Genomic DNA, 23,792 nt, shown 5'->3' on the forward strand with positions numbered 1-23,792 from the left:
GCCGCTTCAGGTCCTCACCCGCCGGGCTTGCGCTTGAACCGGCTTGAACGTTTCAACTCGCTGAGTATTTCCCGTTCCAGACCGTCCAGATCCTCGCTCTTTACCTGGGCCACGTCGCTGATCCAGGCCGTGGTCTCGTTCCGCTTCTTGCGAAAATAATCCAGGATGAACTGCTCGGAGAGCAGCACGAAACGGATGGCCTGGGCCGGGTCCACCTGCAGGAAGGGGTTGCGGGCGATCTGTCGGGCAGAGTTCTCCTGCTGCTGACAATAGCGGCTGAGCAGGCTGTAAAGGGCCATGCGCCCGTCGCCCATATGGCTGGAGACCGAGGGTCGGGTCAGGGGGTGCAGGGCCGCGTCCACCAGCGCATCCAGCCACTGGGTGAGCTGGGTCTCCGAAATGCTCACCTCGCGGGAGCGTAGTTCACCTGCCAGTGCCATGATGCGCGACTGCAGATGCTCGGCCTGCTGGTCGGCGTGCAGTCGCTTGACCGCGCGGCGCCACAGGGTCTGGGAGTCCTCAAGCTGGGTGCGCAGATCCTCGATCTGCTCGCGCAGGTTCTCCGCCTGCCGGTCCAGGGTGTTGATCTGCTTGAGCCGCACCTGCATCTCGTGCTGGGCCACCGTGATGCGGATGCGGAAATACCGGGCCAGCAGGTTCTCGATGCGCTCGCTGTGCTCGTGCAAGCGCTCGATGGCCTGCTGGAACATGGCTTCAAGCTCCGGACCACAGACCTGCTCCCGCAGCAACTGCGCAGAACGGGTGGTGTCTGCGTTCTCGGCGCGCACGTCCAGCAGCAGTGCATTGAGAGTGCGGATCTGATTGCCAAGACGGTCCAGATTCTGCGGGCCTGGATCCTTGCGCCATTGCTCGTACATCCGTCCCAGGTCCTCCAGCTTTTGCCAGAAGATCTTCACATTGGCGGTGTTGCCCACCACCTGGGACTTGTCCAGGGCGCTCATCACCTCTGGACCGTATTGCTCCTGGATGTGCAGCCGCCGCTCCAGATGATAGGCGTTGGCCGACAGGATCAGCCCCTCCACCGCGCGACGGGAGTAGTAAGGTGCCTCGTCCACCAGATCCAGGGGGATGTTCTCCGGCAGCTTCTCTGGCGGCAGGCGGGACAGCTCCTCCGCCGGCAACTGAGCCACCATCTTGCGAAACACCGCCATGGGGATGACGGGCTGCGCTCCTGCCTTGCTGCTCATGAGCGCGTGGCCAGGCAGCGATCCGCCAGCGCCATGGGATCAGGCGTCCCCACGTCCCAGCACCAGCGTGTGCTGGCTGCTGGCGAAGTCCAGCATGCGCTGGGTCGAGCGCAGCGCCCCCTGGCGCACGGTTTCGTCCACGTGGATCTCGTTGCCACCCTTTTCCAGCACCTCCAGCAGATTGCCCAGGCCGTTCATGGCCATCCACGGGCAATGGGCGCAGCTGCGACAGGTGGCGCTATGCCCGCCAGTGGGCGCCTCCAGGAAGGTCTTGTGTGGTGCCGCCTGTCGCATCTTGTAGAAGATGCCGCTATCGGTGGCCACGATCAAGGTCTCATGGGGCAGTTCCCGGGCCGCCTTGATCAATTGTGAGGTGGAGCCCACCGCATCGGCCAGTTCGATCACCCCGGCGGGGGACTCCGGGTGCACCAGCACGGCGGCATCCGGGTGCTCCTGTTTCAGGTCCACCAGGGCCCGGGTGCGGAACTCATCGTGCACCACGCAGGCGGTATCCCACAGCACCATATCGGCACCGGTGGTCTTCTGGATATAGGCCCCCAGGTGGCGGTCGGGAGCCCAGAGGATCTTCTTGCCCTCGTTCTTCAGGTGCTCCACCAGCTTCACCGCAATGCTGGAGGTGGCCACATAATCGGCGCGCGCCTTCACCTCGGCAGAGGTGTTGGCATAAACCACCACCGTGCGATCCGGATGCTGATCGCAAAAGGCGATGAATTCATCTGCCGGGCAGCCCAAGTCCAGGGAGCACTCCGCCTCCAGGGTGGGCATGATCACCCTTTTTTCAGGGCTGAGGATCTTGGCTGTTTCCCCCATGAAGCGCACGCCCGCCACCACCAGGGTGGAGGCCGGGTGTTCCTTGCCGAAACGGGCCATGTCCAGGGAGTCGGACACGCAACCGCCGGTCTGCTCGGCGATCATCTGCAGGTCCTCGTGCACGTAATAGTGGGCCACGAGGGTGGCCTCCTGCTCCTTGAGCAGGGTCTTGATGCGCTCGATCACCCGTTCGCGCTCGGCGCCGGTGTAGTGAGGCATCTGCCGTTCCACCCAGGCGGTTTCCGGAACCTTGAAGTGGCGCAGCGGTTGTACGGTGGATGTGGTCATGAATCTTGAGTCCCCGTTGGCTTGCGGGCAGGCCTTGGGCCTGTTGATAATGGTTTTGACCGGTATCAACCCGTCATGTTCTTCCCATGGCGTTCGATCAACCCTTCATTTGCGCGGCAGGCGCCCATCTCCCAGCCATGAGTGACACTCCCAAGCATACCGGACGGCGGCGCTGGCTGCGCCGCGGACTGGAACTGATCATCATCCTGCTGGTGTTTCTGGCCATCAAGGCCTGGCTGCAGCGGGACATGGTCTCCGGCGAGGCGCCGCCGCTGCAGGGCGTGCTGCTGGACGGCTCACCGGTGAGCCTGTCGGACTATCAGGGCCAGCCGGTGCTGGTGCATTTCTGGGCCACCTGGTGCGGCATCTGCCGGGTGGAACAGCCGGCCATCGAATCCATCAGTCAGGACTGGCCCGTGCTCACCGTGGCCATGCAGTCCGGGGATGCCCAGGCGCTGCGGGAATACATGCAGGAGAACGACTATACCCATCCGGTGCTGGTGGACGAGACCGGTGCCCTGTCCGCCCGATTCGGCGTGGGGGCGGTGCCGGCCACCTTCGTGGTGAACGCCGATGGCGAGGTGCGCTTTCGCCAGCGTGGCTTTGCCACCGGCTGGGGTCTGCGGGCCCGCCTGTGGGCCGCCGACGCGTTGAACTGACACAGCACACCAAAATGGCCCATCCAGTGATTATACTGGGCAGTCGCGATATATTCAGGCGAAACCCGGGGAAATCATGCGCGGTCTCGCGATGAGGCGGCGCAGAGCGGGATCCCCTCCAGGGCAAGAACCCGGGGCCAAGTACCCCGTCAGCAGAGGAGTCAACATGGGCGAGCCCAATCACGTGGTCACGCCAGGGGAGGCGAGGACCCTGGCCGGACTGTTCAGGGAGCGAGTCAAGCGAAGCCCCGATGCGGTGGCTTACAAACAGTATGATCAGGCCACTTCCGAATGGGTGTCACGCACCTGGCAGGAGGTGAGCGAGCAGGTGGCCCGCTGGCAGGCGGCACTGCAAAAGGAAGACCTTTCTCCGGGCGACCGCGTCGCCGTCATGCTGCGCAATTGCCAGGAATGGGTCATCTTCGACCAGGCCTGCCTTGGCCTTGGCCTGATCACGGTGCCGCTATACACCGATGACCGGCCCGACAACATCGCCTATATCCTCAAGGATGCCGGGGCCAAGCTACTGCTCCTGGGCGGTCGACAGCAATGGAAGCGCCTCCAGGAGGTTCGCGAGCGGCTGGACACGGTCAATCGCATCGTCACCGTGCAAGCGGTGGACCCGGGAGAATTCCCCGAGGACACGCGCCTCAAGTCCCTGGATGAATGGGCCCCCGAGGGCGATCATGAACTGATCACCCGTGATGTGGATCCCGACTCCCTGGCCACCGTGGTGTATACCTCGGGCACGACGGGCCGATCCAAGGGGGTGATGCTCACCCACCAGAACATCCTGCAGAACGCCTATGCCGCTCAGCAGTGCGCCCCCATGGGTGGCGAGGACCTGTTCCTCTCCTTCCTGCCCCTGTCCCACACCCTGGAGCGCACCGGCGGCTGCTACATGCCCATGATGGTGGGTGCCCAGGTGGCCTTTGCCCGCTCGGTGCAGGGTCTGGCGGAGGATCTGATGAACCTGCGCCCCACCGTGCTCATCTCTGTACCGCGCATCTACGAGCGCATCTACGGGCGCATCACCTCGGGCCTGGAGGAGAAGTCCGGTTTCGCCCGCTTCCTGTTTCACACCACCGTTTCCGTGGGTTGGCACCGCTTCGAGCACGAGCAGGGCCGAGTCGGCTGGCATCCCAAGCTGCTGTTATGGCCGCTGCTGAAAAAGATCGTTGCCGGCAAGGTGACAGAGCGCCTGGGCGGGCGTCTGCGTTATGCCGTCTGCGGCGGCGCGCCGCTGCCCCCGCCCATCGCCCGATTCTTCATCGGCCTGGGGCTGCCCGTGTTCCATGGCTTTGGCATGACCGAGGCCAGCCCGGTGGTGGCCGTCAACCGGCCCGACGATAATGTTCCCGCCAGTGTGGGCTGTGCACTGCCCGGCGTGGAGGTGAGCATCTGCAAGGATGAGGAATTGCTGGTGCGTGGCCCCTCGGTGATGCAGGGCTACTGGAACAACGAGGAGGCTACCGCCGACACCATCGACAAGGACGGCTGGCTGCACAGTGGCGACAAGGCGCGCATCGACGAGCAGGGCCATATCTTCATCATCGGTCGCATCAAGGAGATCCTGGTGCTGGGCAACGGCGAGAAGGTGCCCCCGGCGGACATGGAGATGGCCATCACCCTGGATCCCATCTTTGAGCAGGCCATGGTGCTGGGTGAGGGCAAGCCCTATCTCGCCGCCCTGGTGGTGCTCGGCCCGGATGAGTGGAAAAAGCTGGCCGAGGAGCTGGAGGTGGATCCGGATAGCAGCGAGGATCTGTACAGCCGCAAGGTGGAAAAGGCCCTGCTGGAGCGGGCCGGCAAGCAGTTGACCGATTTCCATGGCTACGCCCAGGTACGCCGCCTCACGCCCACCCTGGAGCCCTGGGACGTGGACAACGGCCTGCTCACACCCACCATGAAGCTCAAGCGTGCGCTGATCCTGGAGCGCTACAGCAAGCAGATCGAGGCCATGTACGAGGCCCACAGCAAGCGCTGATCCGTTGCCGAACCTATAAAAATCATAAAAGAATCACCCAAGGGGGATACATGTCTTTCATTCAGTCTCGCAACGCCCTGTCCTGCGCCGTGGCTGGCGCGCTGGCCCTGTCCGGAGCCACCCTGTGGCACTCACCGGTGAAGGCAGCGGGCTTTTACATTCAGGAGCAGAGCGTCAGCGGCCTGGGCCGCGCCTTCGCCGGCGAGGCGGCGGTGGCTCAGGATTCCAGCACCATCTTCTTCAACCCGGCGGGGATGGTGTTCCTGCCGGGCACCGAGGTGCAGGCGGCGGTGCATTTGCTGGTGCCGAAGGCGGATGTGAGCGATGGGGGGTCGACGGCCAGCGGTCAAGGCTTACCGTTACCACCAGAAATGGGTGGGCCAATCCCCGGGTACAACGGCTCATATGAAGGCGGGGGGGGCGGTAACCCCTACGACCCCACACCTGTCCCCAACCTATTCATCTCACACCAGCATGATGACCGTATCTGGTTTGGATTTGGCCTCACTGCCCCGTTCGGCCTGGCCAATCATTATGACGATGACTTCTTCGCCCGCTACGATTCCACCGAAACCGACCTGAAGGTGCTCAACCTGCAGCCAAGCTTGGCTTACCGGCTTACGGATCGACTGGCGATTGGTGGAGGTATCGATATCCAGTATGCGGATGCCACGTTGAAGAACGCCATCCCGGATCCCGGGGCAGGTCCCGAGGGTCCCTCGGTTGTCACTGATGGAGAGCAGCGTTTGGACGCTGATAGCTGGGACTACGGTTTCAATCTAGGCCTGATGTGGCAGGCCACCGATACGACCCGGGTGGGTTTGCACTATCGACAGGGTATCAAGCACACCCTGGACGGTAAGGCCAGGGTGCGCAGTCCACAGACCCTGGCGGCGCTGGGGAACGAGGGATTCAGTGAAGATGGCAGTGCTGACTTGCACTTGCCGGATATGGTGGCGTTGGGTCTCCGTCAGGAAGTGAATGATCGCTGGACCTTGATGGCCCAGTACAAGTGGTTCAAGTGGTCCAACTTCGATGAGATTCGCGTCCGTTTCGATTCCGACCGCCGGGACAATGTGGTCGAGCAAAACTACAAGGACAGCTGGGCACTGTCCGTCGGCGCCGAATACCAACTTGATGACCGCTGGACCCTGCGCGGTGGCCTCCAGTATGACCGTACGCCCACCCAGGACGGGTATCGCACCACCCGCACCCCCGATGGTGACCGTACATGGTACTCGTTCGGGGCCAGTTACGAGCAGGGGCCCAACTGGGGCTTTGACGTGGCTTACACCTACATCGATATATCCCGGGAGTCTTTGGATTTGAGAAGGGAATTCTTCGAGGATGCTGAACTTCCATCGCCTGGTGGAGGTGGGTTGCCCCTTGATTCCACCGTCGACCTCACCGGCACCACCGAAGGCCACGTCCACATCCTCGCCGCCGCCGTGCGCTATCGGTTCTGATCGTCATGACCTCCACTTTCCCAGCCCTGCTGATCCGTGACGAGGTCCTTGGGTCCCATCGTGTCAGCCTCACGGACATGGAACCGTCGGAGTTGATGGACGGGGAGGTAGAGGTGGCGGTCCGTTACTCCTCGCTCAACTACAAGGACGCCCTGGGCATCACCGGCAGCGGTCGGGTGCTGCGGCGCTCGCCCCTTGTCGGCGGCATCGATGCTGCCGGCGAAGTGCTCTCCGCCGCCGAGGAGAGCGGCTTAAAGGCCGGCGATCCCGTGCTGGTCACCGGTTGCGGGCTGGGCGAGATCCACCATGGCGGTTTTGCCGGTCGCATCCGCGTGCCCGCCGACTGGGTGGTGCCCGTGCCCAAGGGTCTGGACCTTCGGCAATCCATGATCCTGGGCACCGCCGGTTTCACGGCGGCCCTGGCCCTGCAGCGCCTGCGCGCCAACGATCAGGACCCGGGCATGGGGCCCATCCTGGTCACGGGGGCCAGTGGCGGAGTGGGTTCCCTTGCCGTGAGCCTGCTGGCCGCCCAGGGCTACGAGGTGGTGGCCCTGTCCGGCAAGACCCGCCAGCATGACTGGCTCAAGTCCCTGGGCGCGGTGAAGGTGATGGACCGCCGTGGTCTCTCCCAGGGCTGGCGCCCATTGGAGACGGCCCGCTGGGCGGGGGCGGTGGATACCGTTGGCGGCGAGATCCTGGGCTGGCTCACCCGCACGGTGGATGAGTGGGGCAATATCGTCACCATCGGGCTGGCGGGCGGAGCGGAGCTGCGCACCACGGTGATGCCCTTCATCCTGCGGGGTGTATCCTTGCTTGGGGTGAGTTCCAGCAACTATCCCACGGAGCGACGCGCGGCGGTCTGGGGGCGTCTGGCTACCGACTGGGCCATCCCTCATCTGGATGACATCGTCACCGAGGAGATCGGGCTGGAGGATCTGGAGTCAGCCAGCAAGCGGATGCTGGCAGGGGATGTGCACGGGCGGATCCTGGTGGATCTTCAGCGATAATTCCAAAGACCACCCTCACCCCATTTCCCGGCCGAAGCCCTCAAACAGGCACCATCAAGGCTTGCCGATCCCCGACAGGATCGACTCCTGAGTGATCACTTCGCGCATCACCCGACTCTCCCGGTGCCGACCACCGCAGATCTCCAGCACATTGCCATTGGCCAGATGGGCCTCCACGTTGTAGCCCAGACCGGGTTCGTGGTTCAGCACGATGGTGCGGGTCTTTCCCGCTTCCAGTTGCAGGAGCGTGGTGGTCTGCTGGGTGTCCACATTGGCATAGCCGATCTCCACCTTGGGGATGGTCTCGGAAGTGCGGTTCTGAACATGGACGATCAGGGTGCGGTCGGGCATGGATGCGCCCTGATCGTGGCGGCAACCGGAGCCCAGCAGGGTCACGGCCAACAGTGCCGGAATCAGGCACACAAACAGTATTGAACGATTCATCTTCATGGTGCTCACATTAGCGCTTTCTGATGAATGCGTCAGTGAGAATTATCAGCCACCCCGAAAAAATGTGCCCCCGTTACCGCAAGGCCACAAGCTCCCTTCGGGAGCGGCCCTCGGCCACGAAGCTGGCATTACGACTAGGATGGCCCGGCAACACCATGCCTCGTTACACTGTGGCGCAGCAAGAAAGGAAACGACCCATGCCCAACCACACCACGCCTACCAGGGATGCCATCGGGCTCCTGTTGCTAGTGCTCGCCGCCACCATGCTGCTCGGCGCCTGCGACCAGCCCCCGGAGATGCGTGAGGATCCCCCGGAGCGTCCGGTGCTGGCCCTCACCCTTGAGCCCCCCGAGGACATGACCTCCCGCACCTTCAGTGCCCGGGCCGAGGCCGCCGAGCGCACGGCCCTGGCCTTCCGGGTGTCCGGCCAGGTGGTCCTGGTGCACGCGGACCTGGGCGACCGGGTGATGGAGGGCGATGTGCTGGCTCGGCTGGATGATCGGGATTACCGCCTCAAGGTGCGTGAACTGGAGGGTCAGCTGGAGGCTGCCGAAGGCCAACTGGAGGAGGCCGAGGTCAATTACCGACGCGGCCAGGATCTGGTGCGGGACGGCACCATCAGTCGCGCCGATTACGACGGCCTGCGTTCCGCCTTCCGTCAGGCCCAGGGCCAGCGGGATGCGGCCCGCGAGGGCCTGTCCACCGCCCGGGCTGCCCTGGAGGACACGGTGTTGCGGGCTCCTTTCGACGCCCATGTGGCTCGCCGCAACATCGAACCCCATGAACAGGCCAGCCCGGAACGGGTGGTCTTCGTCCTGGACGACCTGGAGGAGATCGAACTGCGGGTGGGCATGCCCGAGACCCTGGTGGTGCACCGGGACCGGCTCACTGCCGTGGATGTGCATTTCGCCGCCCTGGGCCGCCGTTATGCAGGCCGGGTGCGGGCCGTGGGCGTGGACGTGGATGAGGATACCCAGACCTATCCGGTGCGCATCGTGGTGGATAACCCGGACCAGCGCATCCTGCCTGGCATGACCGCTCGTCTGGACTTCCGGGCGGGATTGCCCGAGGCCGACGAACAGGGCTATTTCCATGTGCCCATGACCGCGGTGTTCGACCACGAAGGTCAGCCCCACGTCTGGGTACTGGACGAGGCAGGGGAGACGGTGACGCGACGCCCGGTGAGCCTGGGCCCGCTGGAGCGGGATGGAGTCCGCGTCCTCGGTGACTTGCACGCTGGCCAGCAGGTGGTCACTGCCGGGGTGCAGCACCTGAGCGAGGGTCAGACGGTACGGGTGCTCACCGAGGATGAGATGCGGGGTGCACGCCGATGAATGCCGCTGTCTGGGCCATCCAGCGGGGCCGCCTGATGGGCTTTTTGGTGGCCCTGATCGTGTTTGTGGGCGTTTTCAGCTACACCCAGCTGGGGCAACTCGAGGATCCGGAGTTCACCGTGCGCACCGCAGTGGTCTACACCGAATATCCGGGGGCTCGGGCGGTGCGTGTGGAGCAGGAGGTGACCGAGCGCATTGAACTCAAGATCCAGCAGTTGGGCGAACTGGACCAGGTGCAGTCCCATAGCCGGGACGGGGTGTCGGTGATCTTCGTGGACATCCAGGAGAGTCACGACCCGGAATCATTGCGACAGATCTGGGACGAGCTGCGCCACAAGGTGAATGAGGCTGCCCGCGAACTGCCCGATGGGGTGCGAGGACCCTTCGTGGACGACGATTACGGCGACGTCTTCGCCTTGCTCATTGCCCTCAGCGGTGAGGGCTACGGCTATGACGTGCTCGACCGGGTGACCGACAACGTGCGCCGGGAGCTGCTAAGGGTGCCCGGCGTGGCCAAGGTGGAGCTGTTCGGGCAGCAGGGGGAGAGGGTCTTCGTGGAGACCTCCCGAGAGAAGATTGCCGAAATGGGCCTCACTCCCCATCAGGTGGTGCAGGCCCTGAACCGACAGAACGTGGTGGATCCAGCCGGTTTTGTGGAGATGGGCCCTCGGGAGGTCCGCATCTTCGCCAGTGGCGTGTTCGAGTCCCTGGAGGAAATCCGCAGCCTCTCCATCCGCAGTCCGGCTACCGGCAACCTGGTGTATCTGCGCGATTTTGCCGAGGTGCGCCGAGGCTTCTCGGATCCGCCCCAGGCCCTGCTTCGCCATGAGGGGCAGGACGCCCTGGCCATCGGCATCGTACCCACCCAGGGTGTGAACGTGGTGGATCTTGGGGAGCGCATCAGCGAGAGCCTGGCGCGGATCGAACCCACCCTGCCCGTGGGGATGTCCTTCGGCATCATCGCCAACCAGCCCCGCGAGGTGGAGGCGGCGGTGGGCGAGTTCATGATCAACCTGGTCACGGCGGTGGTGATCGTCATCGCCGTGTTGCTCATCGCCCTGGGGCTGCGCACGGGCCTGATCGTCGGTGCCGGCGTGCCGTTCACCATTCTGGCCACCTTCATTGTCATGTGGGGCACGGGCATCGACCTGCACCGGGTCTCGTTGGGGGCGCTGGTGATCGTGCTGGGCATGATGGTGGACAACGCCATCGTGGTGGCAGAGCTGACCTTCGTGAAGATGCAGCGGGGCATGGATCGCCTGCAGGCAGCTCAGGAGGCGGTGAGCGAGACCGCCTGGCCGTTGTTCTCCGCCACGCTGATCGCCGTGCTGGCCTTCTCGCCCATCGCCCTCACCGATACCGCCACCGGGGAGTTCACCCGCTCCCTGTTCTGGGTGGTGGGCTTCTCCCTGCTGCTCAGCTGGGTGCTGGCCATCACCGTCACGCCGGTCATGTGTCACCGCTGGCTCAAGTCACCGGCCAAGGGCAGCGAGGGCGATGACCCCTATGGAGGGCGCCTGTATGGGGGTTTTCGCCGCCTGCTGGGCGGTGTGCTGCACTGGCGTCGTGTCAGCCTGGCGGGCATCGTCGGACTGCTGGTGCTCTCCCTGATCGGCTTCATGCTGGTGCCGCAGATCTTCTTCCCGCCTGCCCAGCGGGCCCAGTTCATGGTGGATTACTGGCTGCCGGAGGGCAGTCGCATCAGTCAGACATCCGAAGACATGGCGGTTATCGAGGGTTGGCTGCAGGGACGGGACGAGGTGGAATCCGCCACGGCCTTCATCGGCGAGGGGGCGCCGCGTTTCTATCTGCCCATGCTGCCCGAGCACCCCAATGCGGCCTTCGGACAGATCCTGGTGAACCTCAAGGCCGTGGATGACCTGGATGCCATGATGGCCGCCACCCGAGGGTTCATGGATCAGCGCTTCCCCGACGCCGAGCCCCGGGTGCGGCCCATGCAGTTAGGGGATCCGGTGCGCTATCCCATCGAGATGCGCATCATTGGCCCGGAACGGGATACCCTGCGGGCTGTGGCGGAACAGGGGCGGGCGTTGCTGGCGGGTGATCCTCGTCTGGATCATGTGCGCCTGGACTGGCGCGACCGGACGCCGCAGATCCAGGTGGATGTGGATCAGGAACGGGCACGTCGGGCCAATGTCTCCAGTGCCGCCATCTCCGAGGCGCTGGCCACCGCCTTTGCCGGTCAGCCCATCGGGGTTTATATCGAGGATGACAAGCGCATTCCCATCAAGTGGCGCTTCCCCCTGGAGGATCGTACCGACCCCACCCAGGTGGAGACCATGGTGATCTGGCCTGAGCAAGGTCACCGACCGGTGCCACTCTTGCAGGTGGCCGATGTGTCGGTGGTGTGGGATGACGCCTCCATCTGGCGCATGGATCGAGAACGCAGCGTGACCCTGCAGATGGATCTCGTGCCGGGGGCCATTGCCCATGAGGTGCTTCGTGATCTTCGGCAGCGGGCCGGAGATCTGGATCTGCCATCAGGCTACCGTATCGAGTGGGACGGTGAGCCGGTGAAATCCCTGGAAGCCCAGCGGGGTGTATTGCAACCGGTACCGGTGGTGCTGGGGTTGATGGCCCTGGTGCTGATGGCCCAGTTCAACAGTTACCGGCGATCGCTGATCATCCTGCTGACCGTTCCCCTGGGTGTGGTGGGGGTGAGTGCGGGCCTGCTGCTGTTCAAGCAGCCCTTTGGCTTCATGGCCCTGCTGGGGGTGATGAGCCTGTCGGGGATGATCATCAAGAACGCCATCGTCATGGTGGAGCAGCTGGATCTGGAGATGGAGCGATCCGACGATGCCTACGCCGCCCTGGTGGAGGCGGCGGTGAGCCGCGTGCGACCGGTGCTGCTGGCGGCGGCTACCACGGTGCTGGGGATGTTGCCGCTGGCGTTGTCCGGGCCCTTCTGGGCGCCCATGGCCATTGCCATCATGTTCGGGCTGGCGCTGGCGTCACTGCTGACGCTGCTGGCGGTGCCGCTGTTTTATGCGGTGCTGTTCGGGATCTCGCCCCCTCACCCCAACCCCTCTCCCCGGGGGGGAGAGGGGCCATAACCCCCTTCCCCCCAGGAGGGATCTCCCTTCTCCCCTCGGGGGAGAATGTCGGGGATCAGGGGAGCGGCGGGCACCGCCCCCTACAACCGCTTGGTCACCAGCTTGATGCCCTCGTCCTCCCGGCTGTTGCGGGAGCTGAAGCCCAGGCGGTGCATCAGGGCCATCATGTTGGTGTTCTGGGCGAGGACATCGCCTTCCATGGTGCGCAGGCCGCGGGTACGGGCCACGTCCATGAGCTCGTTCATCAGATGTGAGCCCACGCCCCGGCCCTGCCATTCGTCGGCCACCGCCAAGGCGAACTCGCAACTCTGCTGGTCCGGGTTGGCCGTGTAACGGGCCACGGCCACCTGCAACTCGGAGCCGTCGGGGCGTTCCTGCACGGCGATCAGGGCCATCTCCCGGTCGTAATCAATCTGGGTGAAACGCACCAGCATCTGCGGGGTGAGTTCGTGAACGGCCTGCATGAAGCGGTTGTAACGGGACTCCGCCGAGAGGTTGCGCACGAACTCCTGTTCGATCTTTGCGTCCTCCGGCCGGATCGGCCGAATGGTCAGATTGGTGCCATCGGGTAACTGCCACTGGTTGACCAGGTGGGCCGGGTAGGGGTGGATGGCCATGTGGGCATAGCGATCCGGCATCACCGGCGGGAAGTTCACGGTGATGCGGGCATCCACTGCCGCCAGACCGCGATCGTCGGCGATCAGCGGGTTGATGTCCATTTCCTGGATCTCCGGCAGTTCACAGACCATCTCCGACACCCTCAGCAGCACCTGCTCCAGGGCCTGCTCGTCCACCGCCGGCATGTTGCGGAATTCCTTGAGCAGCTTGGCCACCTTGGTGCGGGCGATCATGCCCTCGATGATCACCTCGTTGAGCGGCGGCAGGGCCACGGCCCGGTCCTTGATGACCTCCACCGAGGTGCCCCCGGAGCCGAAGCTGATCACCGGACCGAACACCGGATCGCGCAGCACACCCACCATGAGTTCGCGCCCGTAGGTGCTCTGGTGCATGCGCTCCAGGGTCACCCCATTGATGCGCGCCCCGGGCTTCAGGCGCTGGGCGTCCTCCACCATGGTCTGGAAGGCGCTGCGCACGGATTCGGCGCTGGCGATGTTCAGGCGCACGCCCTGCACGTCGGACTTGTGTGTGATGTCGGGAGAATCGATCTTCATGGCTACCGGGTAACCCACGGTGCCTGCAGCCACCAGGGCCTCGCCGGCGGTGTTGGCCCGCATGGTCTGGGTGACCGGTATGCGGAAGGCCGAAAGCACCGCCTTGGACTCCAGGGTGCTGAGCAGCTTGCGGCCCTCGGAGAGGGCCCCTTCGATGATCAGCCGGGCGCCGTGCACATCGGTGCGGCCACGATCGCTGAGGGGGCTGGGTACCTGCAACAGGAGGCGCTGGTTGCGCTTGTGTGCCGCCAGGTAGGCGAACCCCTCCACCGAGGCTTCGGGGGTGGTGAAATGGGGCAGGCGTTCACGGGTGAGGTGATCCCGCCCCTCGCGTACCTGGATATCCCCCATCCAGCATCCGAGCACGGGTTTCTTCACCTTTTTGGCGATCCGGGAGGTCACCTCGGCCACGGCCAGTGGGTCGGTCATGGCCTGGGGGGTGAGCATGACGATGGAGGCGTCCACGCCGCTGTCTTCCAGGCAGGCGGTCATGGCGTTTTCGAAACGCTCCGCATCGGCATCCCCCAGAATGTCCACGGGATTGCCGTGGGACCATTGCTCCGGCAAGGCCTTGTTGAGCTTGTCCATGGTCTCGGTACTGAAGCGGGCCATGTTGACGTCCAGTTCCACGGCCCGGTCGGTGGCCATGACGCCGGGGCCGCCGGCATTGGTGATGATGGCCAGGCGGTTGCCCTCCACCCGGTAACCGCTGGAGAGGATACGGGCCGCGGAGAATAGCTGCTGGATGGTCATGGCCCGCACACCGCCGGCACGCTCCAGGGCGGCGTCGAATACATCGTCGGCGCCCACCAGGGAACCGGTATGGGACATGGCCGCCCGGGAACCTTCGGCATGGCGACCGGACTTGATGACGATCACCGGCTTCATGCGTGCCGCCGCACGCAGGCCGCTCATGAAACGCCGGGCGTTGTGAATGCCTTCCACGTAGAGCAGGATGCTGCGGGTTTCCCGGTCCAGGGCCAGATAATCCAGCACGTCGCCGAAATCCACATCAGAGGCATCGCCCATGGAGGCCACGGCAGAAAAGCCGATCTCCTGGCTCTCGGCCCAGTCCAGGATGGCCGTGCAGATGGCGCCGGATTGCGACACCAATGCCAGATTCCCCGGCAGGGCCTTGTTCTTGCTGAAGGTGGCGTTGAGCCCACGCCCCGGTCTCATCACGCCCAGACAGTTGGGGCCGATCAGGCGCAGGTCGTATTCCCGGGAGATCTCCATGATCTCCTCTTCCAGGCGCTTGCCGGCCCGACCGGATTCACTGAAACCGGCGGAGAGCACTACTGCGCCGCGCACGCCATGTTCGCCACAGTGGCGCAGGACGTTGGGCACGGTGCGTGCCGGCGTGGCCACCACGGCCAACTCCACGGGCCGTCCGATGGCCTCCACATCGGGATAGCAGCGGCGTCCGTGCACCTTGTCATGCTTGGGATTCACCGCATACAGCTCGCCCTTGAAGCCGGCATCCACCAGGTTGGCAAACACCAGGCTTCCCAGGGCATTGGTTCTTTCGGTGGCACCGATCACGGCGATGCTGCGTGGTGCGAAAATTCGGTTGAGGAAATGTGGTCCCATGATTGTGCTGCTGATCGCCCCCTTAGAGATTCTCTCTGAGTATAGTATGGGTGATGCTGCGGTGCGGCGAAACCGCTTGGGGACCCATGGCCCGAACAAACGAAATCGCTTGAGCCTATCTCGTCTTTTCGCGCTTCGCGTTACCATGGGTGAAAGTCCAAGGAGTTGCGCCCATGACCATCGCCTTCATCACGCATCATGATTGCAGTCTGCACCGTGTGGCCATCCACCATCCAGAGGTGCCCGAACGTCTTTCGGCCGTTGACGATCGAATGCTGGCCTCGGGGATCAGCATGCTGCTGAGCCATTATGATGCACCACTGGTGACGCGCGAGCAGTTGCTGCGGGTGCATACAGCGGATTACGTGGACTATGTGGAATCGTCCGCGCCCGGACCGGACGACATGGTGTGCCTGGACGAAGGCGATACGGTGATGACGGAGCACACCCTGCAGGCGGCCCGGAGGGCGGCCGGTGCAGCGGTGCTGGGGGTGGACCTGGTGATGTCCGGCGAGGTCAGCAGTGCCTTTTGCAGTGTGCGTCCGCCGGGGCATCACGCGGAGCGGGCGCGGGCCATGGGGTTCTGTATCTTCAACAATGTGGCGGTGGGGGCGGCCCATGCCCTGGCTCAGTATGGGCTGGAGCGGGTGGCGGTGGTGGATTTCGATGTCCACCATGGCAACGGCACGGAGGATATTTTCCGTGACGAGCCGCGGGTGTTGTTCTGTTCCACCTTCCAGCATCCTTTTTACCCCCATACCGGTGAGGCGGTGGATTCGCCGCATCTGGTGAATGTGCCTTTGACACGGGGGGTGACGGGCAAGGAGTTCCGGGATGCGGTGCAGGGTCACTGGTTGCCGGCGCTGGAGGCCTTCCGGCCGCAGTTGATCATGATTTCGGCGGGTTTTGATGGTCATCGGGAAGAGGATATGGCGGACTTTCGCCTGGTGGAAGATGACTACGCCTGGGTGACCCGGGAGTTGAAGGCGGTGGCCAAGCGGCATGGGAAGGGGCGGCTGGTGTCCTGCCTGGAGGGGGGGTATGCCCTGTCAGCCCTGGGGCGGTCGGCCTGTGTGCATCTGGATGCGTTGATCGGGCACTGAGTCTGGTTTTGTTTGCTTTGCTTTATGGTGTGCCGTGGGGTGCCTGTGCCTGGGTTTGGCATCAGGGTAGCGATGTCCTCGGGGGCGGGTGCCTGTCCGCGGGACGCCGTGAATACGTCCCTGTAGGCTTGACCGCCGCATCCATGCGGCGAACACCCGCTCCCAGGCACCCGCCCCCGAGGACATCTTGTGACTGCAGCGGCTTTTGGTTGCAGGGCGCCATGAATTCATCGCTGCGGCCAAAGCCCCTCTCCCGCTGGCGGGAGAGGGGTTGTGTTGAGGGCGGGGTGGCGCGGATCTGCCCTTACTCCTTCCACTTGATGTTGCAGCCGAGGCTGGGTTTCTGGTCCTGGGGGATGGGCTGGCCTTCGAGCAGGGCGTCGGCGGCGGCGCGCAGGTCCTTGCCGGTGACGGGGACGTCGCTGCCGGGGCGGCAGTCGTCGAACTGGCCTCGGTAAACCAGCTTGCGGTCGGCGTCGAAGAGGTAGAAGTCCGGCGTGCAGGCGGCGTCATAGGCCTTGGCCACCTCCTGGGTCTCGTCGAACAGATACGGGAAGGTGTAGCCAAAGCGGCGGGCGTCGTCCTGCATCTTTTCCGGGCTGTCTTCCGGGAAATTGTCTGCGTCGTTGGAGTTGATGGCGATGACGGCCAGCCCCTTGTCGGTGTATTCACGGCCGAAGCGGGCGAATTCGTGGCGGATGAGTTGCACGAAGGGGCAGTGGTTGCAGATGAAGGCGATCACATAGCCCTTGGCTTGGGGAAAGTCATCCAGGGAAACGGTCTTGCCGGTGGACGGGTCGGGCAGGTTGAAGTCGGGGGCGCGGGTGCCCAGGTCGATCATTCGGGATTCGGTTCTGGCCATGGGGTTCTCCTTGCTCCTCTCCCGCTGGCGGGAGAGGGGTTGGGGTGAGGGTGGGCGTGCTCAATCAGGGGCACGGAACAGGATATCTTTCGTGCATGGCTTCGATTTCTTCCAGCACCGCCTCACTCAATGTGACCTCCAGGCTATCGAGATTCTCCTCCAATTGAGACAGCTTGGTGGCACCAATGATGTTGCTGGTGAGGAAGGGCTGGGCGTTCACGAAGGCCAGGGACATCTGGGCCGGGCTCAGGCCGTGGCGTCGGGCGATGTCGGCATATTCGCGGGTGGCGGCCACGCCAGTCTCGCCGGAGTAGCGCACGAAACGCGAATACAGGGTGATGCGTCCGTCCGGTGGGGCGTCGTCCAGGTATTTGCCGCTCAGGGCTCCGAAGGCCATGGGTGAGTAGGCCAGCAGGCCCACGTTTTCGCGTATGGCCATTTCCGCCAGACCCACCTCGAAGCTGCGGTTGAGCAGGTTGTAGGGGTTCTGGATGGAAACCACACGGGGCAGGTCGGCCTGCTCTGCCAGGCGCAGGTATTCCATCAGACCCCAGGGGGTCTCGTTGGAGATGCCGATGGTGCGCACCTTGCCGGCGCGCACGAAATCGGCCAGCACTTCCAGGGTTTCGGCAATGGGGGTGGCGCCGGCGTCGTCCTGGTGCCGATAGCCCAGTTGGCCAAAGTAGTTGGTGGGGCGTGAGGGCCAATGGATCTGATACAGGTCCAGGTAGTCTGTCTGCAGCCGTTGCAGGCTGTCGTGCAGGGCCTGTTCCAGGTGCGGGCGGTCCAGTTGCGGTCCGCTGCGGATGTGGCTGAAGTTCTCGCTGGGGCCTGATGCCTTGGAAGCGATCACCAGGTCGTCCCGCCGGCCGCGACGGGCCAGCCAGGTGCCCAGGTATTGCTCGGTGAGGCCCTGGGTCTCGGCCTTGGGGGGCACCGGGTACATCTCGGCCGTGTCGATAAAGTTGATGCCCCTCTCCATCGCCATGTCCAGCTGGCTGTGGGCCTCGGCCTCGGTGTTCTGTTCGCCCCAGGTCATGGTGCCCAGGCACAGGGTGCTCACCTGGATGCCGGAACGTCCCAGTGGCTTGGTCTGCATGATCTTCTCCCGCGATGCGTGAACCCGGAAGGATACAACCCGGCCCCCGCCCGAATAAATCCAGCCCCCCGGACACCCCCACGGGAACTCCCGGGAACAACCCCCGCAGGAGCCCCCGTGGGAGCGGCCCTTGGCCGCGAAGGGCTGAGGGCAAGAAGGTCAACCTCGCCGCCAATCCCATTCGCGGGCAGGCCCGCTCCCACGAACCCCGACATCCCTCAAGGAAAGGGGAAGTACAGCCATGGGTTCCCAGGGGGACGGACGGATGGCCCCCGAAACCTCAGCGGCGCTTCTCCAGCATGCCGGCGATGATGGGGGCGAGGATGACCTCCATGGCCAGGCCCATCTTGCCGCCAGGGACAACAATGGTGTTGCGGCGCGACATGAAGGAGTCATGCAGCATGTTCAGCAGGTAGGGGAAATCCACACCGAACTTCTTGGGGTCGCGGAAGCGGATCACCACCATGCTCTCGTCCGGCGTGGGGATGTCGCGGGCGATGAAGGGGTTGGAGGTGTCCACCATGGGCACGCGCTGGAAGTTGATGTCCGTTTTGGAGAACTGGGGCGTGATGTAGTGCACGTAGTCGGGCATGCGGCGCAGCATGGTGTCGACAATGGCCTCGGCGGTGTAGCCGCGCTCGGCATTGTCGCGGAAGATCTTCTGGATCCATTCCAGGTTGACGATGGGAACCACGCCGATGCCCAGGTCCACGTGCTGGGCGGCGCTCACGTCACCATCGGTCACCAGACCGTGCAGCCCTTCGTAGAACATGAGGTCGGTGCCGTCAGGAATGTCTTCCCAGGGGGTGAACTCCCCGGCCTTGAGGCTGGTGCCCAGGCGGCCGTTGTGGTTGTCCGCTTCTTCCTCATTATGGATGTAGTAGCGCTTCTTGCCACCGCCGGTTTCGCCGTAGGTCTTGAACATCTCCTCAAGTTTGTCGAACAGATTGGCTTCCGGGCCGAAGTGGCTGAAGTGGTTGTTGCCCTGGGCGGCGGCCTCCTTCATGGCCTGCTTCATCTCCACCCGATTGTAGCGGTGGAAGCTGTCGCCTTCGATGATCACCGGGTTGATGTGTTCGCGGCGGAAGATGTGCTCGAAGGCGTTCTTGACAGTGGAGGTGCCTGCGCCGGATGAACCGGTGACGGCCACAATCGGGTGTTTCCTGGACATGGGTTTGACTCCTTCATGGCTTGATGGTTGATGGCTAAGGTTTGGTTATATGTCCCCCGGTCCTGGCCGGGGGATCGGAATCTTTATGCCAGTCAGCTCTATAGTGTGTAGGTAAATGGACTAAAAAACCAGATTGAGCATGACCAGCGATACGATCAGGAACAGCACCGTCATGATGCCGCCGGCCTTCATGAAGTCCTTCACGCGGTAGCCGCCGGGGCCCATGATCAGGGCGTTGACCTGGTGCGTGGGGATGAGGAAGGAGTTGGAGGTGGCGATGGCCACCGTCAGTGCGAACACCCTGGGATCCGCGTCCATGCCCATGCCCTGGGCCGCCACCGCAATGCTCACGGCCAGGGGCACCAGCAGTACAGTGGCGCCCACATTGGACATCACCAGCGTGAAGAAGGTGGCCAGGATGGCCAGGGTGCCCTGCAGCACCCAGGGGGACACCTGGCCCAGGTAGGTCAGGGTCTGATGGGCGATCCAGGCGGCGGTGCCGGTCTGCTCCACGGCAGCGCCCAGGGGGATGAGGCTGGCCAGCAGGAACACCGTCTTCCAGCTCACGGCCTTGTAGGCTTCGTCCATGCTCAGCACACCGCTCAGGATCATGCCCACGGCACCCACCAGCAGGGCCACCGACAGACGCAGATCGGTGAACAGTATCAGCGCCAGGGCGATGAGGAAGAAGGTGAGGGCAAAGGGTACCTTCTGCGGGCGCAACTCCTCGCGGGGATACTCGCTGGTGATCACCACGAAATCACGGTTCTTCTCGATATCCGCCAGGGAATCCCAGCGACAGTGGCAGACAAGGGTGTCGCCCGCCAGCAGGGGGACTTCACGTACGCCGCTGCGGATGGTCTCCTCGCCCCGGTGGATACCCAGCACCGAGAGACCATAGGTCTTGCGCATGGCAATGTCGGTGACCTTCTTGCCGATGAGCTCCGAGCCGGGCGGCAGCACCACCTCGGCAATGCCCGATTGGTTGGGCGCCAGGGCATCACCAAAGACGTCCAGTCGGTCCTTGAGGGGATTGGCGCTACGGGCGGCAAAGGATTCCAGGGCCTCGTGGCGACCCAGCAGGGCCAGGTGGGCGTTGGGCTCCAGCACCAGGCCGCTCCATGGCCCTACCCGCAGTTCCCCGTTCATGAAGGCGCCGATGACGATGACCGGGTACTCGGCCTCCAGTTCGCCCACGGTGCGTCCGGCCAGGCCGTTGTGGTCCTCCAGGCGCACCTCGCGGATGACGAAATCCAGCCCGTAAACACGCTGGAAGTATTCCTCGGTGCTCTCGGCGGTGGGCTGCTCGCCCCTGGTGACGGGCAGTACGAAGCGGCCCAGCAGCACGAAATACAGGATGCCCGTGGCCACCAGGGCCAGGCCGATGGGGGTGACGTCGAACAGACCAAAGGGCTCCATGCCCTCCGGTAGCAGGTCGTTGAGCAGAATGAGCGGGCTGGACCCCACCATGGTGATCGTCCCGCCCAGGATGGCGCAGAACCCCATGGGCATCAGCAGGCGGGACATTTTCAGTCCGGTGCGGGCACTGATGCGCGAGACCACGGGCAGGAACAGGGCCGCAGCCCCCACGTTCTGCATGAAGCTGGAGATCACCCCCACGGTGCCCGAGATCATGGGAACCACGCGTTTCTCCGTGGTGCCGCCGGAGCGCATGATGAGGCCGGCCACCCGGGACATGATGCCGGTCTTGTCCAGCCCGGCGCCGATGATCATGACGGCGATGATGGAGATGACCGCATTACTGGCGAAGCCATCGAAGAGCCGGTGCGGATCACTGATGGACTCCAGACCCGGCACCAGGCTGAGCAGTCCCAGCAGTACCATGATGGACACAGCGGCCACATCGATGCGCACCACCTCGGTGACGAAGAGCACGATGGTGAGGCCGAGCAGGCCCAGCACCACCATCATCTGGGGTGTGAAGGCAATCTCTTGCATTTTATTATATGAATATCCTGTGCGGGCATAAGCAGTGTAATGTCTTTATGCCTGGCTTGAAAGAGTGGGCGTCTGGTTCGTCCCGCCTCAATTCCGCTATGCTCACAACATCGCCCTAGGTGGAGTGTCTCATGGAATCCCAGTTGTCCCCCGTCGGCCGGTTCCGCAAGATCCTGCTGGCCTTTGATGGCACGGAACACAGTGACGGTGCGCGTGCCCTGGCCATGAGTCTGGCGCAGCATTGTGGCGCCGAACTGTTGGTCCTCCGGGTGGTGCTGACCAATCCGGAATACGAATCCATGGCTCCGCAGCGCGTCGATGCAGAGACTCGTGAGGTGGAACAGTCCCTGGAAACGCTTCAGCAGGAGGCAGAAAGGCAGGGCATCGAGTGCCGCGTGATGCTGCGTCATGGGGCGGATCCCTGCATCGCAGTGGTCCGCCTGGCGGAAGACGAAAACGTGGATTGTGTGGTCGTGGGGCGCCGCCATCGAAGTGATCTGGCGCGATTGGTGGTGGGGGATTCCACCAACCGGATCATCGGTCATGCCCCTTGCAGTGTGCTGGTGGCGCCGCCGGGATCAGAACCCCTGCGACGACGCATCCTGGTGGCCACCGATGGCTCTCGCCATGCGGACGCAGCCTGCGCCACCGCTGCGCGCCTGGCCCTGTCCACCGGGTTGCCCCTGACGGTGCTCTCCGCAACCCTGGGGGATGAGAGCGATGAGCGACGTGCACGGGCCAAAGAGGCTGTGCAGCGGGTGTTGTACATGCTCAAGCAGGAACTGGCCCCGGCGGGCATCGAACTGGATGGCATGGTGGAACAGGGGCGCCCGGAAGCAGTGATCGCGGACGTGGCCCGCAGCCGCAGCACCGACCTGGTGGTGATGGGCAGTCACGGGCACACTGCCCTGAAACGCCTGTTCATGGGCAGTGTCTCCAAGCGGGTGGTGGGCAATGCCCCCTGCCCGGTGCTGATCGTCAGGTAGGCGGCGTGCGGCCGCTGGACTCCAGGCGCGCCAATCGGTCGTTGATCTCCTGCAGTTTGGCCATCAACTCGTCGCGCTCTTCCCGGGCTGCGGCATCCTGCTCCTGGCGGCGGTTTTCCTCTTCTTCATAGTGCTGCTCCTGCATGCTGTTCACGATGATGCCGATGAACAGATTGAGCACCGTGAAGGCAGTGAGCATGATGAAGGCCAGGAAGTAGATCCAGGCGTAGGGGTATACCGCCATCACCGGGCGTGAGATCTCCTGGGACCAGCTCTCCAGGGTCATCACCTGAAACAGGGAATACATGCTGCGTCCCAGATGACCGAAATACTCGGGGAAACTGTCGGCGAACAGCCGGGTCCCCATCACGGCGAACACATAGAACACCAGCATCAGCAGTACGGCGATCCAGCCGATGCCCGGGATGGCCCGCAGCAGGGAATCCACCACATGGCGCAGGCGCTTGATCTTGGTGAGCAGGCGCAGTACCCGCAGGATACGCAGGGTCCGCAGCACGCTGAAGGCCCCCGTGCCCGGCAGCAGCGAAACCGCCACGATCAGGAAGTCGAAGACATTCCAGCCACTGCGGAAGAAGCGGAAGCCAAAGGCATACAGCTTGACCGCAATTTCGAAGACGAAGATCGTCAGTACCGTGCGCTCGATCCACTGCAGCACACTCCCTGCGTGCACCTGAACCACCTCGAAGGTGTCCAGCCCCAGGGTGATGGCGTTCAGGACGATGATCGCCACGATCAGGTTCTGGATGCGCGGGCTTTCGATCCAGCGTCCGGCCCGGGCGCGGAAACTGTCGGGAGGGGCGGGGTTATCGCTTTGGGCGTGTGCGTTCATAGACCAGATCCCAGACGTCATGTCCCAGTCGCTGACCCCGTTGTTCAAACTTGGTCAGGGGGCGGTAGGAGGGGCGCGGGCTGAAACCGCCATCGGCGGCCTGATTGGCGAAATCCCCGGCCTGCTGCATGACTTCAAGCATGTGCCGGGCATAATCTTCCCAGTCGGTGGCCAGGTGCAGGATGCCACCCTCGCGCAGCCGGCTGGCCAGTAGCGCCACAAAGGCCGGCTGCACCAGGCGCCGCTTGTGATGGCGTTTCTTGGGCCAGGGGTCAGGGAAATAGACCTGGATACGGTCCAGGCTTTGGGTCGGGATCTGCCGGTTGAGCATCTCCACGGCGTCATGGCAGGCCACACGCACATTGGTCAGACCCAGGTCTTCCACCTGCTGCAGCAGATGTCCCACGCCCGGGCGGTGCACCTCCACACCGATGAAATCCCGCTCCGGGTGCTCGGCGGCCATCTGCGCCAGGGATTCGCCATTGCCGAAGCCGATTTCCAGGGTCACCGGCGCCCGGCGCCCGAACAGGGCCTCCAGTTTCAGGGGCTCGGGCGCGAATTCCAGGCCCCAGCGGGGCCACAGCAGATCCAGCGCCCGCTGCTGCCCCACGGTGAGGCGTCCTTCCCGACGCACGAAGCTGCGAATGGGGCGATGGTGTGGGGGCGTTTGGGTGGCGGTCATGATGATGTGCTCGA

General features: G+C 64.0%; 18 protein-coding genes. 8 read left to right on the plus strand and 10 right to left on the minus strand.

Annotated features, from left to right (window positions below; all coding sequences use genetic code 11):
- Window positions 1–14: 14 nt before the first annotated feature.
- Window positions 15–1,208 (minus strand): hypothetical protein, encoded by a 1,194-nt coding sequence (locus LPW30_RS01765; protein WP_239679913.1) that lies wholly within the window; start codon window positions 1,206–1,208, stop codon window positions 15–17.
- A 39-nt stretch (window positions 1,209–1,247) separates the two neighbouring features.
- A complete protein-coding gene (gene nadA, locus LPW30_RS01770; RefSeq protein ID WP_274520683.1) occupies window positions 1,248–2,327 on the minus strand; it encodes a quinolinate synthase NadA in 1,080 nt (359 codons plus the stop codon).
- 137 nt (window positions 2,328–2,464) lie between these two features.
- Here nadA and LPW30_RS01775 point away from each other — a divergent pair, with 137 nt between their 5' ends.
- The 4 genes from LPW30_RS01775 (at window position 2,465) to LPW30_RS01790 (ending at window position 7,446) form a co-directional block, all read left to right on the plus strand.
- Window positions 2,465–2,986, plus strand: a complete 522-nt coding sequence (locus LPW30_RS01775; RefSeq protein WP_239679914.1) for a protein disulfide oxidoreductase — start codon at window positions 2,465–2,467, stop codon at window positions 2,984–2,986.
- 166 nt (window positions 2,987–3,152) lie between these two features.
- Window positions 3,153–4,973, plus strand: coding sequence for an AMP-dependent synthetase/ligase (locus tag LPW30_RS01780; RefSeq protein ID WP_239679915.1), 1,821 nt, complete (start codon window positions 3,153–3,155; stop codon window positions 4,971–4,973).
- 50 nt (window positions 4,974–5,023) lie between these two features.
- Window positions 5,024–6,439, plus strand: coding sequence for an OmpP1/FadL family transporter (locus tag LPW30_RS01785; RefSeq protein ID WP_239679916.1), 1,416 nt, complete (start codon window positions 5,024–5,026; stop codon window positions 6,437–6,439).
- A gap of 5 nt (window positions 6,440–6,444) precedes the next feature.
- Window positions 6,445–7,446: an acrylyl-CoA reductase family protein gene (locus LPW30_RS01790; RefSeq protein WP_239679917.1), complete on the plus strand. Its 1,002-nt coding sequence runs from the start codon at window positions 6,445–6,447 to the stop codon at window positions 7,444–7,446.
- A gap of 54 nt (window positions 7,447–7,500) precedes the next feature.
- Here LPW30_RS01790 and LPW30_RS01795 read toward each other — a convergent pair whose 3' ends face one another.
- Window positions 7,501–7,890: a hypothetical protein gene (locus LPW30_RS01795; RefSeq protein ID WP_025280357.1), complete on the minus strand. Its 390-nt coding sequence runs from the start codon at window positions 7,888–7,890 to the stop codon at window positions 7,501–7,503.
- Window positions 7,891–8,093: 203 nt separating this feature from the next.
- On the opposite strand from LPW30_RS01795, the gene LPW30_RS01800 reads away from it, so the two are divergent.
- Together LPW30_RS01800 and LPW30_RS01805 are read left to right on the plus strand one after the other, a co-directional pair.
- Window positions 8,094–9,230: an efflux RND transporter periplasmic adaptor subunit gene (locus tag LPW30_RS01800; RefSeq protein ID WP_239679918.1), complete on the plus strand. Its 1,137-nt coding sequence runs from the start codon at window positions 8,094–8,096 to the stop codon at window positions 9,228–9,230.
- Complete coding sequence (locus LPW30_RS01805) at window positions 9,227–12,304, plus strand: efflux RND transporter permease subunit (RefSeq protein WP_239679919.1); 3,078 nt, start codon at window positions 9,227–9,229, stop codon at window positions 12,302–12,304. Before LPW30_RS01800 ends, LPW30_RS01805 begins: the two co-directional genes overlap by 4 nt.
- Window positions 12,305–12,384: 80 nt before the next feature.
- Here the strand turns inward: LPW30_RS01805 and LPW30_RS01810 are convergent, their stop codons facing one another.
- Window positions 12,385–15,066: a bifunctional acetate--CoA ligase family protein/GNAT family N-acetyltransferase gene (locus LPW30_RS01810; protein WP_025280360.1), complete on the minus strand. Its 2,682-nt coding sequence runs from the start codon at window positions 15,064–15,066 to the stop codon at window positions 12,385–12,387.
- Between the two features lie 173 nt (window positions 15,067–15,239).
- Here LPW30_RS01810 and LPW30_RS01815 point away from each other — a divergent pair, with 173 nt between their 5' ends.
- Window positions 15,240–16,169 (plus strand): histone deacetylase family protein, encoded by a 930-nt coding sequence (locus LPW30_RS01815; RefSeq protein ID WP_025280361.1) that lies wholly within the window; start codon window positions 15,240–15,242, stop codon window positions 16,167–16,169.
- A gap of 304 nt (window positions 16,170–16,473) precedes the next feature.
- Here LPW30_RS01815 and LPW30_RS01820 read toward each other — a convergent pair whose 3' ends face one another.
- From LPW30_RS01820 to LPW30_RS01835, 4 genes are all read right to left on the minus strand, one after another.
- Complete coding sequence (locus LPW30_RS01820; RefSeq protein ID WP_239679920.1) at window positions 16,474–17,031, minus strand: thioredoxin family protein; 558 nt, start codon at window positions 17,029–17,031, stop codon at window positions 16,474–16,476.
- 64 nt (window positions 17,032–17,095) lie between these two features.
- Window positions 17,096–18,130 (minus strand): NADP(H)-dependent aldo-keto reductase, encoded by a 1,035-nt coding sequence (locus tag LPW30_RS01825; protein ID WP_239679921.1) that lies wholly within the window; start codon window positions 18,128–18,130, stop codon window positions 17,096–17,098.
- Window positions 18,131–18,410: 280 nt separating this feature from the next.
- Window positions 18,411–19,301 carry a phosphoribulokinase gene (locus tag LPW30_RS01830; RefSeq protein ID WP_025283049.1) on the minus strand — a complete coding sequence of 297 codons (891 nt, stop codon included), beginning with the start codon at window positions 19,299–19,301 and terminating at the stop codon, window positions 18,411–18,413.
- Between the two features lie 120 nt (window positions 19,302–19,421).
- Window positions 19,422–21,260, minus strand: a complete 1,839-nt coding sequence (locus tag LPW30_RS01835) for an SLC13 family permease (RefSeq protein WP_238624724.1) — start codon at window positions 21,258–21,260, stop codon at window positions 19,422–19,424.
- 131 nt (window positions 21,261–21,391) lie between these two features.
- Between LPW30_RS01835 and LPW30_RS01840 the strand changes: the two genes are divergently transcribed.
- Entirely contained in the window at window positions 21,392–22,246 is an 855-nt protein-coding gene (locus LPW30_RS01840; protein ID WP_025283047.1) for a universal stress protein, read from the plus strand.
- On the opposite strand, the gene LPW30_RS01845 is transcribed toward LPW30_RS01840, so the two are convergent.
- Window positions 22,239–23,096 carry an ion transporter gene (locus LPW30_RS01845; RefSeq protein WP_025283046.1) on the minus strand — a complete coding sequence of 286 codons (858 nt, stop codon included), beginning with the start codon at window positions 23,094–23,096 and terminating at the stop codon, window positions 22,239–22,241. The genes LPW30_RS01840 and LPW30_RS01845 overlap by 8 nt on opposite strands.
- Window positions 23,071–23,778: a tRNA (guanosine(46)-N7)-methyltransferase TrmB gene (gene trmB / locus LPW30_RS01850; protein WP_239679922.1), complete on the minus strand. Its 708-nt coding sequence runs from the start codon at window positions 23,776–23,778 to the stop codon at window positions 23,071–23,073. The genes LPW30_RS01845 and trmB overlap by 26 nt, the downstream gene beginning before the upstream one ends.
- Between the last annotated feature and the right edge of the window lie 14 nt (window positions 23,779–23,792).

It is taken from the genome of Ectothiorhodospira variabilis (genome assembly GCF_022227625.1).
GTDB lineage: Bacteria > Pseudomonadota > Gammaproteobacteria > Ectothiorhodospirales > Ectothiorhodospiraceae > Ectothiorhodospira > Ectothiorhodospira haloalkaliphila.